Genomic DNA, 21,213 nt, shown 5'->3' on the forward strand with positions numbered 1-21,213 from the left:
ATCTCTCTTATTTTTCCATGGCAGAACATAGAACTAAGTCAACTAACTTTCTATACACTGCAACAAAAAAATACCTCTAACCTTTACCTCACGCCGCATATATGAAGATACCAGTTTATAAAGACTTCGCCATACAGCATATTTACAAAGATGCCCATTGCCAGATAGGGGCCGAATGCCAATACCCTATCAGCCTTACTAACCTTCATGCGAATAACATGCAGAACAGAGCCAAGCAGGCATCCAAAAATAAAAGCTAGCAAGATCAGCTTCCATCCTAAAACCAGACCTGCCGCCGCCATTAATTTAATATCTCCTCCGCCGATTCCTCTTCCCTTTGTCAGGAAATATAACAACAGCAAAAAAAGACTGACGGTACAAAAGCCCAAAACGTAATTAACCCAGTCTGTCCAATCCAATCCCATACGGATTAGTCCCAATATTCCGATGAAAACATTAATTCCAAAAGGAATCTCATAAGTACGAAAATCAATGATACTAAGCACCAGCAAAGCAGAGGTCATCAGACAATAAATAATACTGACGAAATTGAAGCCATTTACCAGGAAAATGCTACAATACAACAGTGCATTGAATAACTCTACCAAGGGGTACTGCAGGGACAGACGGGTTTTACATTTTCTGCATTTTCCGCCTAATATTATAAAGCTAAAGAAAGGAACCAAATCATACCACTTTATCTGCGTTTTGCAGTGCATACAATGAGAGCGGGTCGTTACAATATTCTCATTCCGGGGTATCCGATAAATGCAGACATTTAGAAAGCTGCCGATAAGGAGACCATATAGGAAAATGATTATGTATAAGAATAGGAGCATGGTATGATTGGGTCCTTTCAGGATTATTAGAGAGTTCCTACTACATCTTTAAATACATCATCATATGATGATGTTGCTTGTGATGTTGTTACAGTAATTTTTTTATTTGTCAAATCTACTGTTATTGTTATTCCATTTATATCTTTACCTGCTTTGGAACTCAAGCTTGTTTTAAATGTTGTAATATTTGTATAACCAGTTAAAGTCTTTACCTCATTATATATTATAAGAGCATCGCCTGTAGGTGCTGTTGTATCAGTTGTAGCATTTAATGTGAAACTTATAGTTCCTGTAGTTGCAGAAATATCAGCAGCATTTGATGCATAAGCAGTTGTTGCTGCAGTGCAAAAACCACTAATTACTTGAAAATCTTTTGCCTGTCTGGATTTCTCAATATATGGCAACACCTGTGTACCAACAACACCAACCAGAATTGCCATAATAGCAATTACGATAATCAACTCCACTAATGAAAACCCTTTGTTTTTCTTCTTCTCTTTTGTTCCCTGAACCGGAATCATCTCAATTACTTTTTCCATTATAAACTTCTCCTTCATTGTAATTTATTTATTAAAAATGGCTATCCTGGCAGCAGCCATGTTTAAACTTAAGCCTTCTCGATACTGCTATACAGACTCATCATTGGCGACATAATTGCCATTATGATGGTTCCTACTACCAATGCTAATATGACAATAATAAGAGGTTCTAAAACTGTGGTCAGAGCTTTTGTCGCAGCTTCTACTTCCTCATCATAGTAATCTGCCACACGATCCAGCATACTTTCCATGTTACCGGTTTCTTCTCCGATGTTTATCATGTGATAAACCATGGGAGGAAAGATGCCTGAATACTCCAAAGGTTTTGATAAGGGAACTCCTCTTGCTACCTCTTCACTGGCATTTATAAGACATTTCTTCACAATAATATTGTCCATGGTTCTTGCGGTAATCTGAAGTGCTTCAATTAAAGGGATTCCTGCCGTTATCATGGTGCTAAGGGTTCTTGTAAGTCTTGCAGAGGAGGACTTAATAATCAAGCTACCAAACAGAGGGACCTTAAGAGCAATCCTTCCTAACACTTCAGCACTGGCTGGATTTTTCCTCAAAGCGATAAATCCCCCGACAACGATGGCGATTATGAGTAAGAGCAGCCACCATTTACTTACCATAAAATTACTGATATTTACTACGAACTGTGTGATGGCAGGTAATTTGGTTCCGATGCTGTCAAACATGGCTATAAAGTTTGGAACCACAACAGTCATCATAATACTAATTGCGCCAACAGCTACAATACAGATTACCATGGGGTAAATCATTGCCTGCTTAATCAGCCCTTTTAATTTGGAATCCTTTTCAAAGTGCAGTGCCATTCGCTCAAAGGTAACCTCAAGACTTCCTGTAGCTTCTCCAGCTTCTACCATATTCACGAGTATAGGGGGAAAGACTTTTGGCTGTAAACCCATAGACTGAGCCAGTGTCTCACCTTTTTCTACGGAAGCCTGTATCTCCCGGATTGCATTCTTCATGCGCTTCTTTTCTGTCTGGTCGCCTAACATTTGTAAAGCGCTGATAATCGTAACACCGGCAGACAATATACTGGCAAACTGTCTGCAAAATATGCTTAAATCTCTGGCTTTTACACCATTTCCGATATCAAAGTTTAAATCTTTGGTTAAAAGGGACTGTTCCTTCACAGATAGAGGTATCATCCCGTCTGCCTTAAGGGCGGAGGTTACTTTATCCGCACTATCTCCTACCATGGAACCATGTTTTTCTTTTCCCATGGGGTCTATAATTACATAACTAAAACTTGCCAAGAACCTTCCTCCCTCCTATGTCAAAATAATTTTCTGTCCAATGCAGCGGGATCCTGAGCAAAGTTGATTGCCTTATCAGCTGCAATCCTGCCCCTTAAATAAAGCTCATAGATTGCATCATCCATTGTCTGCATCCCTGCTTTTTTGCTGGTTTGTATGATGGATGGAATCTGGTGGGTCTTAGCCTCGCGGATTAAATTCCTGATTGCATTTGTAGCATGCATGACTTCATAAGCTGCTACTCTCCCCTTGCTGTCAGCGGTGGGAATTAACTGCTGGGAAATGACCGATTCAAGTACAGAAGCAAGCTGTATTCGTATCTGCTGCTGTTGATGAGGCGGGAAAACATCTATAACACGATCAATGGTGGCGGCAGCTCCTATGGTATGCAGGGTGGATAATACCAGATGTCCGGTTTCCGCAGCTGTGATTGCCGTAGCTATGGTATCCAGATCTCTCATCTCCCCTACCAGAATAACATCCGGATCCTCTCTTAGAGCAGCTCTTAAGGCATTGGCGTAAGAATAGGTATCCAAACCGATTTCTCTCTGATTCACGACTGCTTTTTTATGATTATGCAGGTATTCGATAGGATCTTCCAGGGTAATTACATGGGTGTTATAGGTACTGTTTATGATATCAATCAGTGAAGCCAAGGTGGTGGATTTACCACTGCCAGTAGGTCCGGTTACCAGAACCAGACCTCTTTTCTTCTTCGTTAATTCAATTACGGACTCCGGCACCCCTAAGTCGCTGGCCTGAGGTATAATTGTTCCCACAAGTCTCATTACCATTGCGACAGAGCCTCTCTGTTTAAATATATTTACACGGTATCTTCCTAGCCCTGGAATGGAATAAGAGAAGTCTGCTTCTCCTTTCTCCTCCAGAACTTTTTTAAAATGTTCCGGTGTAATTGACAGAACTAGTGCCATGGTATCATCCGGAAGCATTTTATTGTAATTTAAGTCCGTCAGTTCTCCATTAATTCTAACTTTCGGTGCTATCCCTACGGTCACATGAAGATCTGAGGCTCCGCATTGTTTTGCTATGGTCAATAATTCATTTATTGTTATCATTTTATGTACCTTATCCTAAGTTTGTTTATCAGATATTGAAATAACTAATAATCTTATACATGTACTTTATTATTCAAAAGAAATCTTCTTCATTTCATCAATGGTAGTGATTCCATCCAGAACATATCTGGTGGCACTCATTCGAATGGTGTCCATTCCTTCTCTTAGAGCAATCTGTTTGATTTCCTCCGCACCGGTACGCTTACTGATAGCTTCCTTAAGCTGAGGGGAAACCGGCATTATTTCATATACACCGATACGTCCATAGAATCCGGTATTATTACAATGGTTACAACCGCAAGAACTGGCTTCATAAATTTGATGTTCCCGCTCTTTCGGTATTCCGAGTAACTCTCTCTCAAGCAGAGTGGTCTCCCTTAATACTTTACATTTCGGACATAGTCTCCTCACCAAACGCTGAGCTATAACTCCTACGGTGGAATCTGCTATCAGATATGGTTCCACCCCCATATCAACCAGACGGGTAATGGTACTGGCGGCACTATTGGTGTGCAGGGTACTAACTACCAGATGCCCTGTGATGGAAGCCTTAACGGCTATTTCTGCGGTTTCACTGTCACGTATCTCACCAATCATGATGATATCCGGGTCTTGCCTTAAGATAGAACGCAGTGCCGATGCAAAGGTCAGCTCGGCTTTTGAATTCACCTGCACCTGATTTACCCCGTTGATATTCGCTTCAACGGGATCCTCAACAGTAACAATATTGACCCCTTCGGTGTTAAGTTCGCTCAATACGGTATATAAGGTAGTGGATTTACCGCTTCCGGTCGGACCGGTAACCAGTATCATACCATGCGGATTCTCCAGTATCCTGTCAAATCGCTTTAATTCTTCCTCTGAAAATCCCAATTCCCGCTTGTCCTTTGTAAGACCTTCCTTCGTGGTGAGACGCATAACTACTTTTTCACCGAATACGGTGGGAAGGATAGAAACACGGATATCATATTCTCTTCGGTCTACAATATGAGTAATACGGCCATCCTGAGGTTTTCTTTTCTCAGAAATATCCATTCCGCCGATTATTTTTATTCTTGCTATAATTGCGGGTAAAAGTTCCACATCATAGCGCATGGCCTCTTTTAGTACCCCATCCACTCGAAAGCGAATTCTTACCTGCCTGCTCAAGGCTTCAATATGTATATCGCTGGCTCTCTGTCTTGCTGCCTGTTCTATTATTTTAGTAACCAACTGCACGATAGGTGCATTGTTTACATCTTCATTTTGAGCATTCTCTTCCTTTTCCTTGGAAGCGTATTGTTCCTGACGTTCTCTGGTATACCGTTCAGCTACCTTCATGGCTTCTGCATTGCCATAATACCTGTCTATAGCAGCTGCTATATCTTTATGAGTGGATACCGCCGGTTCAATCTGATAATTGGTAACAATGGAAATATCGTCGATCGCAATAATATCCAACGGGTCTGACATGGCGACCCTTAATATTCCCGGATTGTTTTTATTAAAGGCAAAAGGAATAAGGGTATACCTTCTTAAAACAGATTCATCCACCAGAGCAATAATCTCTTCCGGGATACTGATATCGGATAAGGTGACCATATCGATATTCATTTGGTGGTGGAGTGCATTCGCAATCTGCTCCTCTGTTGTTATCCCCATATCTATAAGCGTCATGCCAAGCTTTTGCTGCTTCTCTTTTTGCTTCATTAGTGCCTCAGATAATTCTCGTTCACTAAGCACCCCGGCATCTACCAGAAGATCACCCAAACGTTTCTTCTTCCTAACAACTCCCTGAGTCAAATTGTTCAACAAATTTCTTCCACCTTCATCAGCCTAATCTATTAAATATAATCAATTTACAATTTATACCAAACATGTGTTCTAATAAAGTCAATAGGACTTTAGTCCTGTCTTATTATACCTATTTAGCCTAATTTTTGTCAATACTCCAATCCATAAAATACCAAATATTTTACTCATTTTTCCTTAATTTTATCCTGGAGCAAGTTTGCAAAGATAGATATTTCAACGTGTTCAGGGTTTTTACATATTTTTACTATATTTATAAATGCCAATTTGCTTATAGAGCAAATATGAAATAACTTCTGAAATAATTATGCGACAAAAAATAGGGTATTAACATGAATTTATTGTAAAATTCCTGTAATACCCTTCCATATAAAAATTATATTTATTTTAAGATAATATTGTTATTTTATGATATGAAAAATAATATCTTATTAATTGCATCAGGACATAAATAACATACCAAAGCAAAACAACGGCTAAACTTTAGCTGCCTATTGACATATGAAATTCATGTCTTCTTAATCTCTAACATGGCTAAGCAAACTAATAAAACGATAAACCAGCTCTGAGACAAACAGTGGTGCATGCCTATAAAAACTCGAAAATAACTTCACAGAAAACTTCCTGCTATCCTGTTGAAGTGTTTCCTCCTTCCAGGGAGATGCTTTTGCAATCCTTCTATATTCCTTTCGCATAGGATGTGTACAGTTTTCTTCCCAGGGTCTGCCTACCAAACCTGTGGTAAAATGTAAAATAGCCGGATTTCTTTTTGCCTCTTCTAACTCTGCCTGTGTATAAAAGCTGTCCAAAAAGTATATACGCTTGATGGTCTTTGCAGAAAATGAATAGATATTAGCAAATGCATTGTACCTGGGAGCAAGAATGCGCTTTTTATTCCTGCAGACACCATTGATGGTTCCCTGGTCATGGTGAGGCACATTACCATTGTGTTTTCGGATAAAATCCATAAACTGCTTCTCCATCTCCTCTTCCCGCCAACTGTACAGATTGATCAGTATCGCCCCCGCATTCACATAAGATTCCTGAGGCTCCATTCCAATCTTCTTTAAGAAAAAGCTGTCTACGGTATCCCGAACTCCTGCGACCATATACCCCTTCAAATCCACTGTCCATAAATCCTTCAGATTATCTCGGATAATGGTATCACAATCCAGATACAAAATTCTGTCATAAATCTTAGGAATAATCGATGCTAAAAACAGCCTCGCATAAGAAGCAATTGCTATCTTTCTGGTTCCCATATTTAATTGAAGCCCTGAAACTGCCGCTTCCATTGATATAAAATTAATCTCTCTGTTATATTCCTTCGCAATCCATTCAAGTTTTTCTCTGTTAGGATTCCCTATTCCGCAATCCATCACAAATACTATGATTTCTGTGAAGTCTATATTCGACTGAAACAATGACAGCATGGAAATACCAAGATATTTTGCATACTTATCATCAGCTGCATAAGCAACGCACAACTTTTGATTCTGATCCATCCATTTCTCCTTTTCCATAAACTCCCGGCCTTAACTTCTGTTTCCGGTTACGACAGAATAAAATTTAGGGCTTATTTTTTGCAATATTACTCCAAAGAAGATACACCCGATTATAATAATTACAGGTATCAACAAATATTCCAATAGCTGAACTAAAATAGTTTGAGGAAATACAAGGAGTGACAATTCTTTTAGCATTGATAAATTCATTTCATGGAATACATATATAATAAAAGCATACTTTGATAACCAAATAATTCTATCGCATTTTTTATAAAAAGTAAGCTGACCTGACAATTTTATAAAGAACAAAATTCCAATGATTACACTTAGATTATGAATAGCCGGAAGGTAAAAAGAAAAGGCATAATCCATAACAGTAAATCCTGCAAAGAGTATCATCGCTAGAAATGAGTTTATACGATCTATTACTTTCACATCCAGTTGATATTTTACTACGTAATACCCCAGTGTAAAAAACACTATCGTCTGATTGTCCAGAAAAGGGATTGTGATATTACTAAACCAAAGACCCGCAAGCAAGGCCAGCAGGAGCACCGGTGCCTTATCAACTATTTTTTTAATGACAATTGCCAGTATATTCAATAAGAATAAGTCTCTTAAAAACCATAAAGTATACAGATATGGATAGTTACCATTGAGATAGGTGTAAGCTTTAAGCCAATCCAGAAGACCATAATCTCTAACATAATAACTGTCTCTGGGAAAATATGCTGCGATTATTTTAATGGTCTGGGCACAATAACTAAACAATATCCAAAAACTATTCCAAAATAGATATGGCAGCAGAACAGACCTGCATTTCTTTTTCATATTCGTAACCCACCTAAACTCTTTCGAGTAAAGCAAAATACTTGAAATAAGAAAGAATAACGGGACAGCTGTTCTTGAAATTGACTGTGATAGGATATAAATCAGAAAATCAAGGCATTGTTTTGATAAACTTCCTCCTGATAAGCTGTTATAAGCCGTTACCGCCGGACTGCTGTGTATAAAAACCACCATAATTATGGATAGAAATTTCAAAATATTAATTCTGGCTGATAACCTTTCATCTATGCGATACATAAAATACCATACCTTTGCTACAATTATTGTGTGCCATCCGCTTTCTTTTCGATTGCTTTGATTTCATCCGCATAATCAGACAAGTAATCAATTTGAGGATCATAAGGACTATAAACATTCTGCTTCATCATATAAACCACGTAGATATCATCCTCAAAATAAACCTTGAAATTGTCCGGATACCTCTTTTTAAATTCTTGTGCCCAATAATATGCCTGGGATTCAATGACTGCACGTTGATAGTAATAGTCCTGCACATCCCCCAGATAAGCAAAATTCTTGGCTGCGTATTTCAGATTCACATCCACATAGCCATAGATGTAATCATTTAACACATGCTTTTCTATAAAAAAGAAAACATACTTGGTCGGAAAAGTAAAAAGTTTTTGATTCCCGTTTACCATATCCATAAACTGAGCCAGCTGTGTATGGTAGCCATAGTCCAAAACATCATAGTATTCCTCGGTAGGAGAAACAATCGTATAAGTGTCTTTGGGATATGTCTTCTTAATATTTCGCAGGACATACTCGGATTCGTTATAATATGCCTGATCAAAATAGAAGAAGCTGTGCACCCAGCCAAGCAGAATAATGGCAGATGCTATACCGACGCCAAGAAAGAGTGAAAACGTCCTAAGGAAGGCCTGGTAGTAGCGATTCTTCCAGCCTCCTGCTATACGAAATGCAAAATCCAGCGGAATTATATAGATAAACCCGCTGATTGGCTCCGCAAAAGTTGCTATTCTAGCCACCTCAATCAACTGGACAATTCCCAATTTTTTAGCGGCTCCAAATATACAAAGAATAAACATATTGATGATTATTGCCAAATACACCTGCCCAATACTTCTGGTCTTTTTTCGTAAAATCATTAGGATTGAACATAAAAATCCTAACAACATACACACAAACAGTACCAGTATTGCTTCCTCGTTATATATCGTTGTACTGGCAAAGCTGAATAAGGAATTACCTACATAGATTACAATTTCCTTTGCAGACATCTTTGAGTAGTCGATTTTTACCTTTGTTTCATCTTCTGCGGACGTATCCTCGTTGCCCTCGCCTGCAACATTTTCCCCTAATGCTTCATTCAGATTAGTTTCATACTTCGTTTCCGCTCCCTGCCATTTCTTACCCTCGATTACGCTGGTTGCCCAGTTCATGGAGCCATTGAAAGGGACTCCTCTGGCAAGAAAAGCTGCCATTGGAAGAACTGCTATCACTGCCCCCATTATTCCGCAAAACATCAGCGGAACAAAGTACTGTTTCTTTAAGACCTTTGGAAGGTAAGCCAGTCCAATTGCTATTACCATAAAAATCGCTGCAATCGCGGTAAAAAAATGATATGCAATGACCAATGAGACACATATCATAACAAAAAGGGCATCGGAATTCAGATATCTCCGGTTGATGTAGGAATTCATACGAAAGAAAGACCGAAGCCTTGAATCACTTTCAACCACAGATTTTTTTCTGTCCTGCTTCAGATAGCGGAACATAAAATAGGCAAGTCCGATAACAGCATACATGGCTGCCTCTTGCGGCAGGGCAGCTGCGTAACGGCTTTGATTCAGCATAAGGCTAACCACTACTGCAACCGTTATCGGTGTATACTTCCCATAAAAAATCTGTTTTGCTAACAAAAATATTCCAATGATAAGGAGCACTGTTTGATATGTCCCCGAATAAAGCAGTATCTCACGCAGGTTTAGTTGAAAGAACGCACGAAGGATAAGTATCATAATATGCATTCCATAGGGATAGACTCCCTCGAAAAACATTTTGCCCTTTTCCATGCCATAAATCCAGGATTGATGCACCGGTATATCCGGAAACTGATAGCTATGATACTTCATAACAAAGTGCGTGAGAAAATATATATTGTATAGAACCAGACTTGTTAAGAGAATCGTTTCCAGCCAGTTCTTTCTAATATACTTCCATATTTTCCACTGCAGTAATGACCGCCATAAAGTCTTTGACCTTTCTCTAATCTTACGCGTTAAGTATTTGACTAATCTTTCTTCATTACTTGCCTCCCATAATTCCAGAATGGTAACCTTACAGCGATAAAAAAACTGTTTATCAGAGAAATTCCAGATTATAAAGGAATAAATAAGTACATTGCTTCCAATGATTGAGAAACGATTTAAGATATTGAAAAACCCAAGGAGGTATACCAGGTTAATTTCCAGTGCTGCCTGGGTAAGCAAGCAAAACCAAAAACGATAACTATAGCTTTTATTTAAAAGATATTTTCTCCAAACAATCAGCGGAATCAGAAAATCCCGTACCACACTGCATAATAGTACTAAAACCAAAGACACTATATATGCATTCGTATCAACTATCATCTTCTTTTCTCACCTCACTTCTCTCATTTATACAAACAACCATTCCAGTCTCTATGGGCCTCATGTTTGCGCTGAGGATTACACAGGCACAAACATGTGTGTGAAAATTGCCTTTTAATTTTCACACTACAATCATACCTTCCCAACGCGCCTCATGTTTGCGCCGAGGATTACGCAGGCACAAACATGTGTGTGAAAATTGCCTTTTAATTTTCACACTACAATCATGCCTTCCCAACGCGCCTCATGTTTATGCCGAGGATTACGCAGGCACAAACATGTGTGTGAAAATTGCCTTTTAATTTTCACACTACATACTATCTTTCAATCCACTTATAATATTCCCGACTGAGCGGTATTCCTTACTGATAAAGATAACATAAATGCAACATCCAGCCAGATATACAAAACCTCCGGCACAAATCTGAAGAAGCAATCTTAGGAAATTATTGAAAGGAAGACCACCCAAAGAATATACCGCTGCAAATTCTAACACACCGCAAATCACAAAAGGCCTCAAGGTCTTAAACAGCTGATTCACCTTGTAGATATGCCGTATATAAACCATCTGATATGTGCATACAACTAATTCAGCCCCAAATGTACCAATAACAGTTCCGCTAGCTCCTAGCCCTGGAATAAGCAAAAGATTTAATATAATGTTAGTCAGTGCTCCCAAAGACACGGACCACATATATACATGCTCCCTATGAAATGGAATTAGATATTGTGTCTGTACAACGTTAACGATACTCATGGGAATCATAACCATAGCAAGCTCCATGGTGAGAAGAATCGTAGGTTCATATTCCTTTCCAAAAAACCAGGGTACAAAGTTTGATGCCACTCCAGCAATTCCAAAACAGAGTGCACAGCAGACGAAACTGTTAAATCTGATGGAATTCTTCATCTTCTGCACACCTTCCTCTATTCTGTTATTTGCAACCAGATTTGAGATTCTTGGCAGCATAACCGTATCCAGTGCTGATAGAATTCCCTTGGGGAGGTTAATGATATTTTCAGCAAAAGCATAAAAAGCTACTACAGTGGTGCTCTTAACAAGAACACCAAGCATAATTTTATCCAGCCAGTTATAGATGCTTAAAGCAAAGAGCGGAACAAACAGTTTCAAATTCGGTACAATATGACAGGTGATATCTTCTTTTTTCAGAGTTACCCTCTTAACTAAGGGGAACAGAAACGGAATAAGCTGTACCTGCTCCAGCAAAAAACAAACTGACATTACGCAGGTATATATCCAAAGGTCCCTGTCAGAATGTACAAAAGTAAAAACGCAGACAATAATCAGTGTTCGGGATATCAGACTTCTTATAGTAGTTAACCGAAACCTTTCCATGCCGTAAAAGAACCAGCTGACATCAAAAAGGATGGAGGCTACATAGATTAGCTGCATCCAATATACTCTCCGGTCTTCTTTAAAAACTGTCAGCACCAGCAAAATAAAGATTAGGATAGAGAGAATAGAAGTTAGAATTTGTATGGTAAAAATCCCCCAAAAGACTCTGCTTCTCTTCCCGATATCCTCTCTGCAGGCAGCGATGCTTCGGTTTCCGTAATTATCAAGTCCCAGCTTTCCAAACATTATAAAATAGCAGGCAACCGTGCTGGAAAAGGTATACACTCCAACCTGCTCCGCTCCCAGCACACGAGCTATATAAGGTGTAACAATAAGCGGCAAAATGCAAATGGACAAGCGGTATATGACATTGTATATATAGTTTTTCTTAATATCTATGCCCATTTTTTCATTCCTCTACTAGTTAGAAGTATTCTCTTCCTCAATATTTTCCTGCATCTGAAACTCTACACGCTTTTCAAAAGCTGTCGGTGAAATTGCAATATCTCCTGATAAAATAATTACTTTTACAAGGGAAGTACATTTGGCAAAGGCCTGATGATTAATAGAAAGCACTTTCTTAGGTATCTTAATCTGCTTTAGGCCGGAACATCCGTAGAAAGTTCGTTCATAAATCCGTCCGATCTGGGTCGGCAGCTGAAAATAAGTTAAAGCTTCACAATGCATAAAGGCACTTTTGCCCATATATTTTAATGTATCAATCTGTGGTAATACTGCTGTCTCAAGCTGTTTACAATATGCAAAAGCATAACTTCCCAAAACCTTTACTTTTCCCGTCAGAAATATTTTCTTAAGCCTGCCGCATCCCATAAAAGCACCTCTTCCCACAAATTCCAGCATACTGCCCTGTCCAAACTCTACTGCACCAAGATTCGTACATCCAGCAAAGGTGAATCGAGGAATTTTTACAAGGGCTGTAGGGAAAATATTGCCGGTAAAATTCAACTTTTTTAAAGAACAACACTCGGCAAAGGCAGCTTTTCCAATTTCAACTATACTGGAGGGCAGCCAGAGATTCTCCAGAGCACTGCAGCCCGCAAAGGCATAGTCACCGATTTTTCCAAGGCGGCTTCCTTCCTTCACAAAAATATTTTGTAAGCTCTTGCAATTTTGAAAAGCATGGGCCTGAATCTCTTGTACCGTATTCGGTATTTCAACAGAAATAAGCTGGTCACAACCATAGAACATGCTTTTTTTTATAACCGTTACATATTCAGGAATTACGATATTTTTCAACCTGTGATTAAACATAAAATCAAGAGGATTCTCCTCGTTATATTGGCGGGCAGAAGAAAAAAGTATATTTTCCTCCTTCGTTACGTTCTGCAGAATTGAGGGCTTTAACGCTTTTACCCTTTCAAACTTGCCTTTCCGGAAAAGACGGAGATCATTGCTGATTCGTATATTCTCATATACCTGGGACATAGTTCTTAACAGCCATTTTAGCAGATACCTGAAAGCTTTTCCAAGGTTTCGAAGCAACAGGAAAACGGAATGAATAGGGGCCTTCATAAAATATACCAGGATATATCCCGCATAATTCAGCCACAGATAATTAGCCCTTGCCAGACGTATCATTCTGCTATACATACTCTGTGACATTTTTTTGTCGACCAAAAGGAGGTCCATGTATTTATAGAAAATATTTTGGCAATCCTTTAGGTCATTAAACTCATACTCTTTATTATCTGAAGTAATACTGCATTCACATAAATTAACAGGGGTAATCAACACTTTTTTCTTCTTACTCAGTCTGATAAGCATATCTCCGTCAATAAAATTTGTAAACCGACTATCAAACCCCCCTGCCTCTTTCACAGCTTCTCTTTTGTATATGACCTGAGCAGACATTTTCCCAGGGTTATCCAAAATCCATCTTGAGGGTTCGAAGGTCAGATGTTCAATCAACGGCTCTGCTGCAACATGAGCCTCCCTCTTATCAAGAAGCAGCCCATTACTGCTGGAAGCCGCAGCCTCTGTATTATTCTTAAGTTGTTCCAGCTGCAACAACACCTTAGTAGAGTCCCAGGAATCATTGCTGTTTAAGAAGGCGATATATTCTCCTGTCACATAATCCAGGGTAAAATTACGAATCTCAGCAGCAGACAGCAGCTGGTCCATCTTAAGATATTCCACATTAGGATAAGCAGTCAAATCCTCCTGCAAGCTGAGGCTATAGATACTGTTTGGTTCATTTGCATCTGCCACCAACACTCTGATTGGCGAATATATTTGATTAAGAATACTATTTAGCGTTTTTAAAATACTCAAGGTGGTATCTCTTCTTGCAATTAAAACAACGCTTAGTAACGAATTTTCCATATTAATTCCCACGCCTTTCCAACGCTCATTAGGTTTGGGCCGAGGATTACCCGGGCACAAACATGTGTGTGAAAATTATCCATACTCGGTTTTAATTACCAAGGATGAAATTACCAAGGCTATAGACTCCGGTATAATCAAGCGCTGCGAAGGTGTTTGCAATCTTTATAGGCTGCTCGGACAGCGGATCATAAATCCCCATGCAGAGACTGTATTGGTATTGCTTGTGTTCCTTCTCTGTAAGCCACTCTGCTGCAGGTAACACCGCCTCTAATAATACCTTCTCGTTCGGCAGCCATTTACGGGTATCTGTATCAGCAGTACATTTATGCACCACGAAAAGGGCAGCAGTTCGAATTATAAGCTTTACTTCAAATTTATGATAACAAGGGGAAAATCCCATGTTGGTGATTTTTATAGATACTTTTATATTACCGCTCTTATCAGAGGCAAGGGACAGATCGACCTCTTCTAAGGTAAAACGATAACCCAGATGAGCTGTAATGTAGTCATATGCCGTTTTCTCTTTCCACAGGGCAAAACCACACTTACTTTTTTTCCATTTATGAAGCACCTGTTCGTCATACTCACTATGCAGATAAGAAACTTTCATTTCCCTCAAAGTGCTTATTGCCAGCGTTGGGTCATTATAGGCACATTCATTAATAACCTCACCACCATTGGAAACGTAGTTGCATAACTCACTCTGAAACTTAAGTTCATCCTCACGTACCCATTTATCGCTATATTCTTTGGAATCAATCGCCTTGATATCTCCATAGGTACCAAAATCAACTTCTGAGGCCATCATACCGTCATTGAAGAGTGAAAACCTGGCCTTTTGAATATCTGTATAACCAGTCTCTGCGTCCAAGGGTTTATATGTTTGAAATAACATCCGCCAGAAACTGGGACATCGCAGTGCTATTTGCGTATTTTCCCCGGTACATTCGTACAGCTGTTTTGCCAGCCGTGCCATATTGCGGTCACTTAAATATCTTGAACTGTGCATTTCTCCCCAACTGCCGATGAAAAGTCCCTGCACGATGTAAATATTATTCGCATATTCTTTCAGAAGTAATGATAGCTGCTTCATATGATTTAGGATGATTGTGATGTCCTTGGGTTCATTTAAAATACCTTTCCCTTCCCAATCATATACAAAACGAACAATCATTTGCTTTTTTTGGATAATAAAATATTGAAAGATACGCTCTATATTATTAATAGCTTTTTCTGATAATGGCATTTCATTATAAGGAAGGAGATTGATTTCCACGAGACATAGTTGATGAGCAGTATTAATTGAAATCTGTTCTACCATCTTCCCTTCCGGCTGCAGCATTGCAGAATCAGCATAAAAACGATAGATTGCGTATAATCCGCAATAGGGATTATTCAGAGACTCCGCTTTTTCTGTTTTTGGAAGCGGCATCCACTTAAATTTAGTAACAGGACCCTTTCGTGACATATATGAACACCTTCCATGATTATTTCTGTAACCCATTTTTTACACGTTTTATAACAGTCATGATACTAAGGGGCATAATCATCATATAAAGCATCTGTTTTAACAGTCCTGTGTGCATGCTTAAGCCGGCCTTTCTTTCATGCATAACAGATGCTGTTTCTACTACATTAAATCCTAAGAGCAGCATCTGGATAATCATATTGGCATCGGGATAAAAATAATCAAAATTTCCATATATAGAATAATATGTAAATGTTTTTTTGTTCAAGCCTTGCAGCCCCGAGGTAGGATCGGTTATTGTCTTGCCGGTTGTTCTCTTAATCACCCAGGAAAACATAGCAAGGGATATTTTCTTGATTCCTGAAATCTTAAAAGACTGGCTTCCCTCTACAAAACGAGAACCAATTACGATATCAGGTAAGTTACCCTCCTCATCCTTTGTCGTCAGACATTGATAAATGTGCGCGATATTAGAGGGGTTATGCTGACCATCCGCATCTATCTGGATGACATAATCATACCCTCGGCGAACAGCATATTTATAGCCAACCTGCAGGGCAGAACCATACCCCAGATTAAATACATGGGTAACCAAAGAGACATGATATTTTTTTGCAATAAGTCCCGTCTGATCCATAGACGCATCATTTACAACCAGAATATCTGCAAAGCTTCGGATTTCAGGTGTGCACAAATCATTAAATAATGCTGTCATATTCGCTTCTTCATTAAATGCAGGAACTATAATCAATACTTTATTCATACCTTCTTCTCCTTGTTAAGCATAGCCAGCATGCCTTCCAAATCTCCAGGATACTCCAATTGTTTTTCCAGTACATGCTCTGCATATTCCTTTTGTTTTTTCGGGTCTTCTATAAGCCGCTTAAGTTCATAAACTAAATTTTCCACATTCAATGACAGTAAGATGCCATCGTATCCTGATATAATCTGCTCCGTATTACCGGTACAATCCGATGCCACAATTGGCTTTCCTAATATCTGTGCTTCTTCAATTGCCAGACTCTTTCCTTCAAAACGAGTTGCATGGACATAGATATCTGCCTGCTTCATAAATGGATAGGGATTATCCTTGGCTCCCATTAGGATAAAGTATTCCTCCACACCGTATTTCTTAATCAGCATCTCCAGATTTCTTCTTTCCATACCCTCGCCTATAACATACCAGCGCACAGGATAACCAGCCTTACGCAGCTCTGCCAGCGCAGCGACAGCAATATCATAACCTTTCTGATAATGGAGGCGCCCCACCGTTAAAAGGCGAATACCTTTAAAACCATCCGTAAACCCGGTTCCACTTTCCGCTTTCTTAACAATACTTTCCTTATCCAGCAGATTGCGAAACAAGGTGACCTTATTCCTATACTTTGGATAAACACTGCAGAATTTCTCTCCGACCTCTTTAGAAACCACAAAAATCTTCTCCATTTTCTCATAACAGTCTTTGTCCATGAAAGGTGTATACCCGGCTTTTTGATAATCAATATGGATAAATGCCGCCTTATGGTCTGCTTTTACTTTATCCGCAAGATAATAGGCTGCTGCTCCCTCAAGATAAGCCACCGCTAAATCATATTTTTCTGTTAAAGCCGGCCGCCCGTCTGAGAGAAGCCTCCACAAAAGCTTATCATATTGTAGTTTTCTGCCGGAAGCTTTCTGTTCTCTGATATTCTTTCCCATTGTTCCAAGTGCCCGAAAGCCCGTCATCTTATAAAAAAAAGAGTAAAGGATTGTTCTTAGTATCTGCACCCGCCCGGAAAAAGACAGCACCGAATGACTGTTCACATGCTTATTCAGAAGATGCACGCTTTTAGGCACCCTGTCAAACAGTTCTCCGCAGGGAATGATCGCAAGCAGAGAAAGCTCATATTCTCCCATGGAATCCAGCTTTTTAAGCAGCTCTATCAAGGCGGTCTCAGCACCGGCTCTGCCCATCGTATTAATAATAAACAAGAGTTTCTTTCTCATAACAATATGATTCTCCCTAGTAATTTTTCCGGAATAAGATATATCAGCAAAATGGGGTTCCAATAGTAAAGGGCATTCCATCAGAGGAGGAAATTCCTTTAGGGGAAGACATCTCAGTGGAAGGAGACGTCTGAGTGGAGGAAGACCGCTCAAGAGTAGCAGCATACTCCCTTGTAATCAGATCTTTCAAATGACTGTTCTCTTCATTTAGCAAAGATACCTGCATGGCAAGCTCTTGTACCCGAGCAGATAATTCAGCATTAGCCTTGTAGCAGTTAAAAATCCCATAGGTTGCCAGAATAATGGCGATTGCAAATATAATGGACGGCGGGTATTGTACTGAGAACTGGTCGGATATAAAATACACCAATCCGGGAACCAAACCAAATATAATTATTATGATACCACCCATAATCCAGAACAAACTTTGTTTTTCTGTCATTTTACGGACAACGCTGGCTTTTCTCGCCATATAAATCAGAATCAAACCCGAAGCGCAAATAAAAAGCTGAAGTAATAACGACATATAATTCCTCCTAATGTACTTTTGTCAACTATACCCCTACATGCTAATACAACCCCAAATTCAATAGTTTATCGCTAACCTTGTTTATATACATTATAAACATCCGCCCTTGGCATCTCCTCGTATACCTGCTTTAGGACCGTACCACGGCAGAATACATGGCTGTCCAGATTTTTCTCGATCCAGCGCAGCCTGAAATAAGAGAATGTAAACGAGCAAAAAGCACCTGCCGTAAACCCTGCTCCATACCAGATAGCAGACAGCTGTGTTGCCAGAAGAGAACCGGCTAAGGTAACACTTGCAAAAATCACACCATTGATCACGGCACCTTTTAAGTCATCAAAATAATACAGGAACAGCAATTCAGAATACATTAAAAATGCTATGAAATAACCTACTGCCAATTGGGGATATATCTCCATAATCATTCCGGAAAATCCGATAATCGGCAGAATTACAATGGCAATTAGATAAACCACCACCGAAACAATAAACTGAATATGTGTAAGAGACAAAAGCTGTGAAGAAAGTCCTCGAAACATCCTTTTCTTCGTCTTCTCAATACTGTCAAGTTTACCTCCGATGACAGCTTGCGTATAATCCTTGTACCTGTCATGGAAGTGCATCTCCACTCTGGATATAAACAAAACACTGGCAGATATATTGGTAAACATAGCAAGACAGGTAGCCATATCATAGGATTGGTTACAGACATAGGTGTCGCGAACTACCAGATGGGTCGGATGGGTCCAAAATACAAAATTGTGAATAAACAGTCCCAGCGTATATAAAAAATTAGAGACAATTAACCTCCAATACACCTTATAATAGTGCAGTACATCCCCGTATTTACGGCTGTTCGCAGGAAAATACCGCATTACATTACCTATCTCCAGGGAAGCAATCAGTAAAAAACCAATACTTAAAGCAAGCAGCATACTATAGGTAATGGAAAACTTCAGAAGAAGGCGAAAAATCACGGACAATAAAAACGTCAGCACCATACTGCTTAAAAAGTACAAAGAAACTTTCTTATATTGCTTTAAAATTGAATTATAAACCATAGAGGAAAATGTCAGCGTCAATCCCAAATAAGCCATATAGGTTGTAAACACATAGTAAATAGCTACCTGGCCGATAACCACCTCATAAATATAAAAGGGGATTGCTATCAGGGAGGAAAGGGTAAGGTTTGTGATTGTTCCCACAAAAACACATGGTCTAATATCTTCATAATGCTGCTCATATATCCTATCCGTCTGAAATTTGGAAAGTACCGAGTTAAAAGGAGAGGAAGTTAAAAGGGAAAAGATAAATATATACAGAATACTGCTTGAAAAGGTTTCCCTTTCCAAATACCCAACCTGATCAAAACCTAATACACGATACATTCCAAAAAGGCATCCTATCACTACCAGCATTGGTGCAATCGTATTAACAAAGCTAAAGCCAATGCCATAAAGAGAAGCAGTTAATGTATGTTTATCAAATATTCTGTTTAGCTGAACACCAATACCAGCCATATCCGTTCTCACCTCTCTTTTTACTAAATTGAATTACTGCTTCTTTTTAACCACAAATGCTTCTTCCGTATAAGTAACATCACTCATTTCAGCCAGGGTTTTATAAATCTTTCTATAGTTGTTTTCCATATACACATTTTTATATTTCGCCATAAGACGATTATAACCATTCATGCCCATCTTCTTTCGTAAAGCAGGATCAACAGCCAACTTTAAAATTGCGTTGGTTATTTCTGCAATATTCATAACAGGTACGATAATACCTGCCTCACCAAAGGAATCCCCTTCTCCGTAAACCAAGCCATAACAGTTACCTACATTCGTAGCAATACACGGTTTTTTTGCAGCAAACCCTTCCAAAATCGTAAGTGGCTGGCCTTCGCTGATACTGGTAAGTATGGTCATATCCATTTTTCCGATATACTCAGTCGTACGTATGCTGCCTGTAAATACGATATTTTCAGCATTCAGAGCTTTTATCAATTCATGGCAGTCTGCAGCATATTCCGGATCCTCATCATCCGGTCCCATAATCCATAGCTTTAGCTTCGGCTCTTTCTGATGTGCATAGTAAAATGCATTAATCAAGGTCTTTACATCCTTGATCGGTGTAACACGAAGGATTGCCCCAACATTAATATTCACATCCTCCGGATCTTTCATAGGAATGTCCTCGAAATGCTTTGCATCAATGCCATTGGGTGTAATGATTGCCTTTTCCTCCGGGCAGCCTAACTCTATTTGCAAGGAGTGAGCCTGTTTAAAGAGAGAAGTTACCAGATCTGCAAAATAGTATGCGCATTTTGACATTTTATGAAACTGCTCAATCCATATATTTTTATAAATCCCTTGAACCCATTTTGCTTTGATAATCTCCTCTTCCCTCTCACGGGTATAAATACCATGCTCACTGATAAGCAATTTTGCATTGGTGTAGATGGACAGGGCTTTGCTGCCAATAATACCTGCATAGCCGGTGGATACGCAGTGGTAAATATCAGCTTTTGGCGGCATACATTTTAACGCGAAGAAAAGCGGTAGATAGATAGAGCGCATGGTCCACAGGAAATCTGAAAAGGTAATATCATAATACCGCAGAGAATAATAGTCTTTTGTGACCTCCAGGAATTCCGGACTCATCAGAATATTGTTAATGGAGACATTCTTCCGGCTAAACATTCTAAACACCGTCAGCCAGTCTACCTCTTGTCCGATAATCAGGCTTCTCAGTGCATCCAATTCTTTTTTCTTTAGATGTACCCTTTTTTCGGTCCTGTATTTTCCGACCCAGTCCACATCCTGTAAATAGACCTCATGGACTTCTGTCAGATTATCCGGCAGACTGTAGGCAAACTTGCCTCTGATGCTCCGATCTGCCACAATTGTAATGAGATTGAACTCAATATTGGGAAATAATTTTATGATGCTGTGTATCCAGCTGGATACACCGCCAACAACATAGGGGTAACATCCCTCCGCTATTAAACAAACCTTCATCATAGCCTCCCTCTGCCTTCCAGTAATATAT

At 39.3% G+C, this 21,213-nt stretch carries 16 protein-coding genes; all 16 read right to left on the minus strand.

Annotated elements, in window-relative coordinates:
* Positions 1 to 83: 83 nt before the first annotated feature.
* The 16 genes from bsdcttw_RS15235 to pelF all read right to left on the minus strand — a co-directional run bounded on the left by bsdcttw_RS15235 (position 84) and on the right by pelF (position 21,182).
* Positions 84 to 839 (minus strand): prepilin peptidase, encoded by a 756-nt coding sequence (locus tag bsdcttw_RS15235; protein WP_185255701.1) that lies wholly within the window; start codon positions 837 to 839, stop codon positions 84 to 86.
* Positions 840 to 865: 26 nt separating this feature from the next.
* Positions 866 to 1,378: a type II secretion system protein gene (locus bsdcttw_RS15240; protein WP_225903672.1), complete on the minus strand. Its 513-nt coding sequence runs from the start codon at positions 1,376 to 1,378 to the stop codon at positions 866 to 868.
* Between the two features lie 68 nt (positions 1,379 to 1,446).
* Positions 1,447 to 2,661 (minus strand): type II secretion system F family protein, encoded by a 1,215-nt coding sequence (locus tag bsdcttw_RS15245; RefSeq protein ID WP_185255702.1) that lies wholly within the window; start codon positions 2,659 to 2,661, stop codon positions 1,447 to 1,449.
* A gap of 20 nt (positions 2,662 to 2,681) precedes the next feature.
* Positions 2,682 to 3,737: a type IV pilus twitching motility protein PilT gene (locus tag bsdcttw_RS15250; RefSeq protein WP_185255703.1), complete on the minus strand. Its 1,056-nt coding sequence runs from the start codon at positions 3,735 to 3,737 to the stop codon at positions 2,682 to 2,684.
* Between the two features lie 69 nt (positions 3,738 to 3,806).
* Complete coding sequence (locus tag bsdcttw_RS15255) at positions 3,807 to 5,531, minus strand: GspE/PulE family protein (RefSeq protein WP_225903673.1); 1,725 nt, start codon at positions 5,529 to 5,531, stop codon at positions 3,807 to 3,809.
* Positions 5,532 to 6,046: 515 nt separating this feature from the next.
* Entirely contained in the window at positions 6,047 to 7,033 is a 987-nt protein-coding gene (locus tag bsdcttw_RS15260) for a glycosyltransferase family 8 protein (protein WP_185255704.1), read from the minus strand.
* Between the two features lie 30 nt (positions 7,034 to 7,063).
* Positions 7,064 to 8,122 carry an acyltransferase family protein gene (locus tag bsdcttw_RS15265; RefSeq protein ID WP_185255705.1) on the minus strand — a complete coding sequence of 353 codons (1,059 nt, stop codon included), beginning with the start codon at positions 8,120 to 8,122 and terminating at the stop codon, positions 7,064 to 7,066.
* A 23-nt stretch (positions 8,123 to 8,145) separates the two neighbouring features.
* Complete coding sequence (locus tag bsdcttw_RS15270; protein WP_185255706.1) at positions 8,146 to 10,479, minus strand: hypothetical protein; 2,334 nt, start codon at positions 10,477 to 10,479, stop codon at positions 8,146 to 8,148.
* A gap of 310 nt (positions 10,480 to 10,789) precedes the next feature.
* Positions 10,790 to 12,241 (minus strand): oligosaccharide flippase family protein, encoded by a 1,452-nt coding sequence (locus bsdcttw_RS15275; protein ID WP_185255707.1) that lies wholly within the window; start codon positions 12,239 to 12,241, stop codon positions 10,790 to 10,792.
* 15 nt (positions 12,242 to 12,256) lie between these two features.
* On the minus strand, positions 12,257 to 14,179 hold the full coding sequence (locus bsdcttw_RS15280; protein WP_185255708.1) for a leucine-rich repeat protein: 1,923 nt from the start codon (positions 14,177 to 14,179) through the stop codon (positions 12,257 to 12,259).
* A gap of 91 nt (positions 14,180 to 14,270) precedes the next feature.
* Positions 14,271 to 15,650, minus strand: a complete 1,380-nt coding sequence (locus bsdcttw_RS15285; protein WP_185255709.1) for a DUF4832 domain-containing protein — start codon at positions 15,648 to 15,650, stop codon at positions 14,271 to 14,273.
* A 19-nt stretch (positions 15,651 to 15,669) separates the two neighbouring features.
* Complete coding sequence (locus bsdcttw_RS15290; RefSeq protein ID WP_185255710.1) at positions 15,670 to 16,413, minus strand: glycosyltransferase family 2 protein; 744 nt, start codon at positions 16,411 to 16,413, stop codon at positions 15,670 to 15,672.
* On the minus strand, positions 16,410 to 17,636 hold the full coding sequence (locus tag bsdcttw_RS15295) for a glycosyltransferase (protein ID WP_185255711.1): 1,227 nt from the start codon (positions 17,634 to 17,636) through the stop codon (positions 16,410 to 16,412). The genes bsdcttw_RS15290 and bsdcttw_RS15295 overlap by 4 nt, the downstream gene beginning before the upstream one ends.
* A 43-nt stretch (positions 17,637 to 17,679) precedes the next feature.
* Positions 17,680 to 18,162 carry a DUF2304 domain-containing protein gene (locus bsdcttw_RS15300; RefSeq protein ID WP_185255712.1) on the minus strand — a complete coding sequence of 161 codons (483 nt, stop codon included), beginning with the start codon at positions 18,160 to 18,162 and terminating at the stop codon, positions 17,680 to 17,682.
* A 74-nt stretch (positions 18,163 to 18,236) separates the two neighbouring features.
* The gene (gene pelG, locus bsdcttw_RS15305; RefSeq protein WP_185259834.1) at positions 18,237 to 19,685 is read right to left on the minus strand and encodes an exopolysaccharide Pel transporter PelG; all 1,449 of its coding nucleotides are present in this window, start codon (positions 19,683 to 19,685) and stop codon (positions 18,237 to 18,239) included.
* A 33-nt stretch (positions 19,686 to 19,718) separates the two neighbouring features.
* The gene (gene pelF, locus bsdcttw_RS15310) at positions 19,719 to 21,182 is read right to left on the minus strand and encodes a GT4 family glycosyltransferase PelF (RefSeq protein WP_185255713.1); all 1,464 of its coding nucleotides are present in this window, start codon (positions 21,180 to 21,182) and stop codon (positions 19,719 to 19,721) included.
* Positions 21,183 to 21,213: the final 31 nt, after the last annotated feature.

Source organism: Anaerocolumna chitinilytica (assembly GCF_014218355.1).
Lineage (GTDB): Bacteria > Bacillota > Clostridia > Lachnospirales > Lachnospiraceae > Anaerocolumna > Anaerocolumna chitinilytica.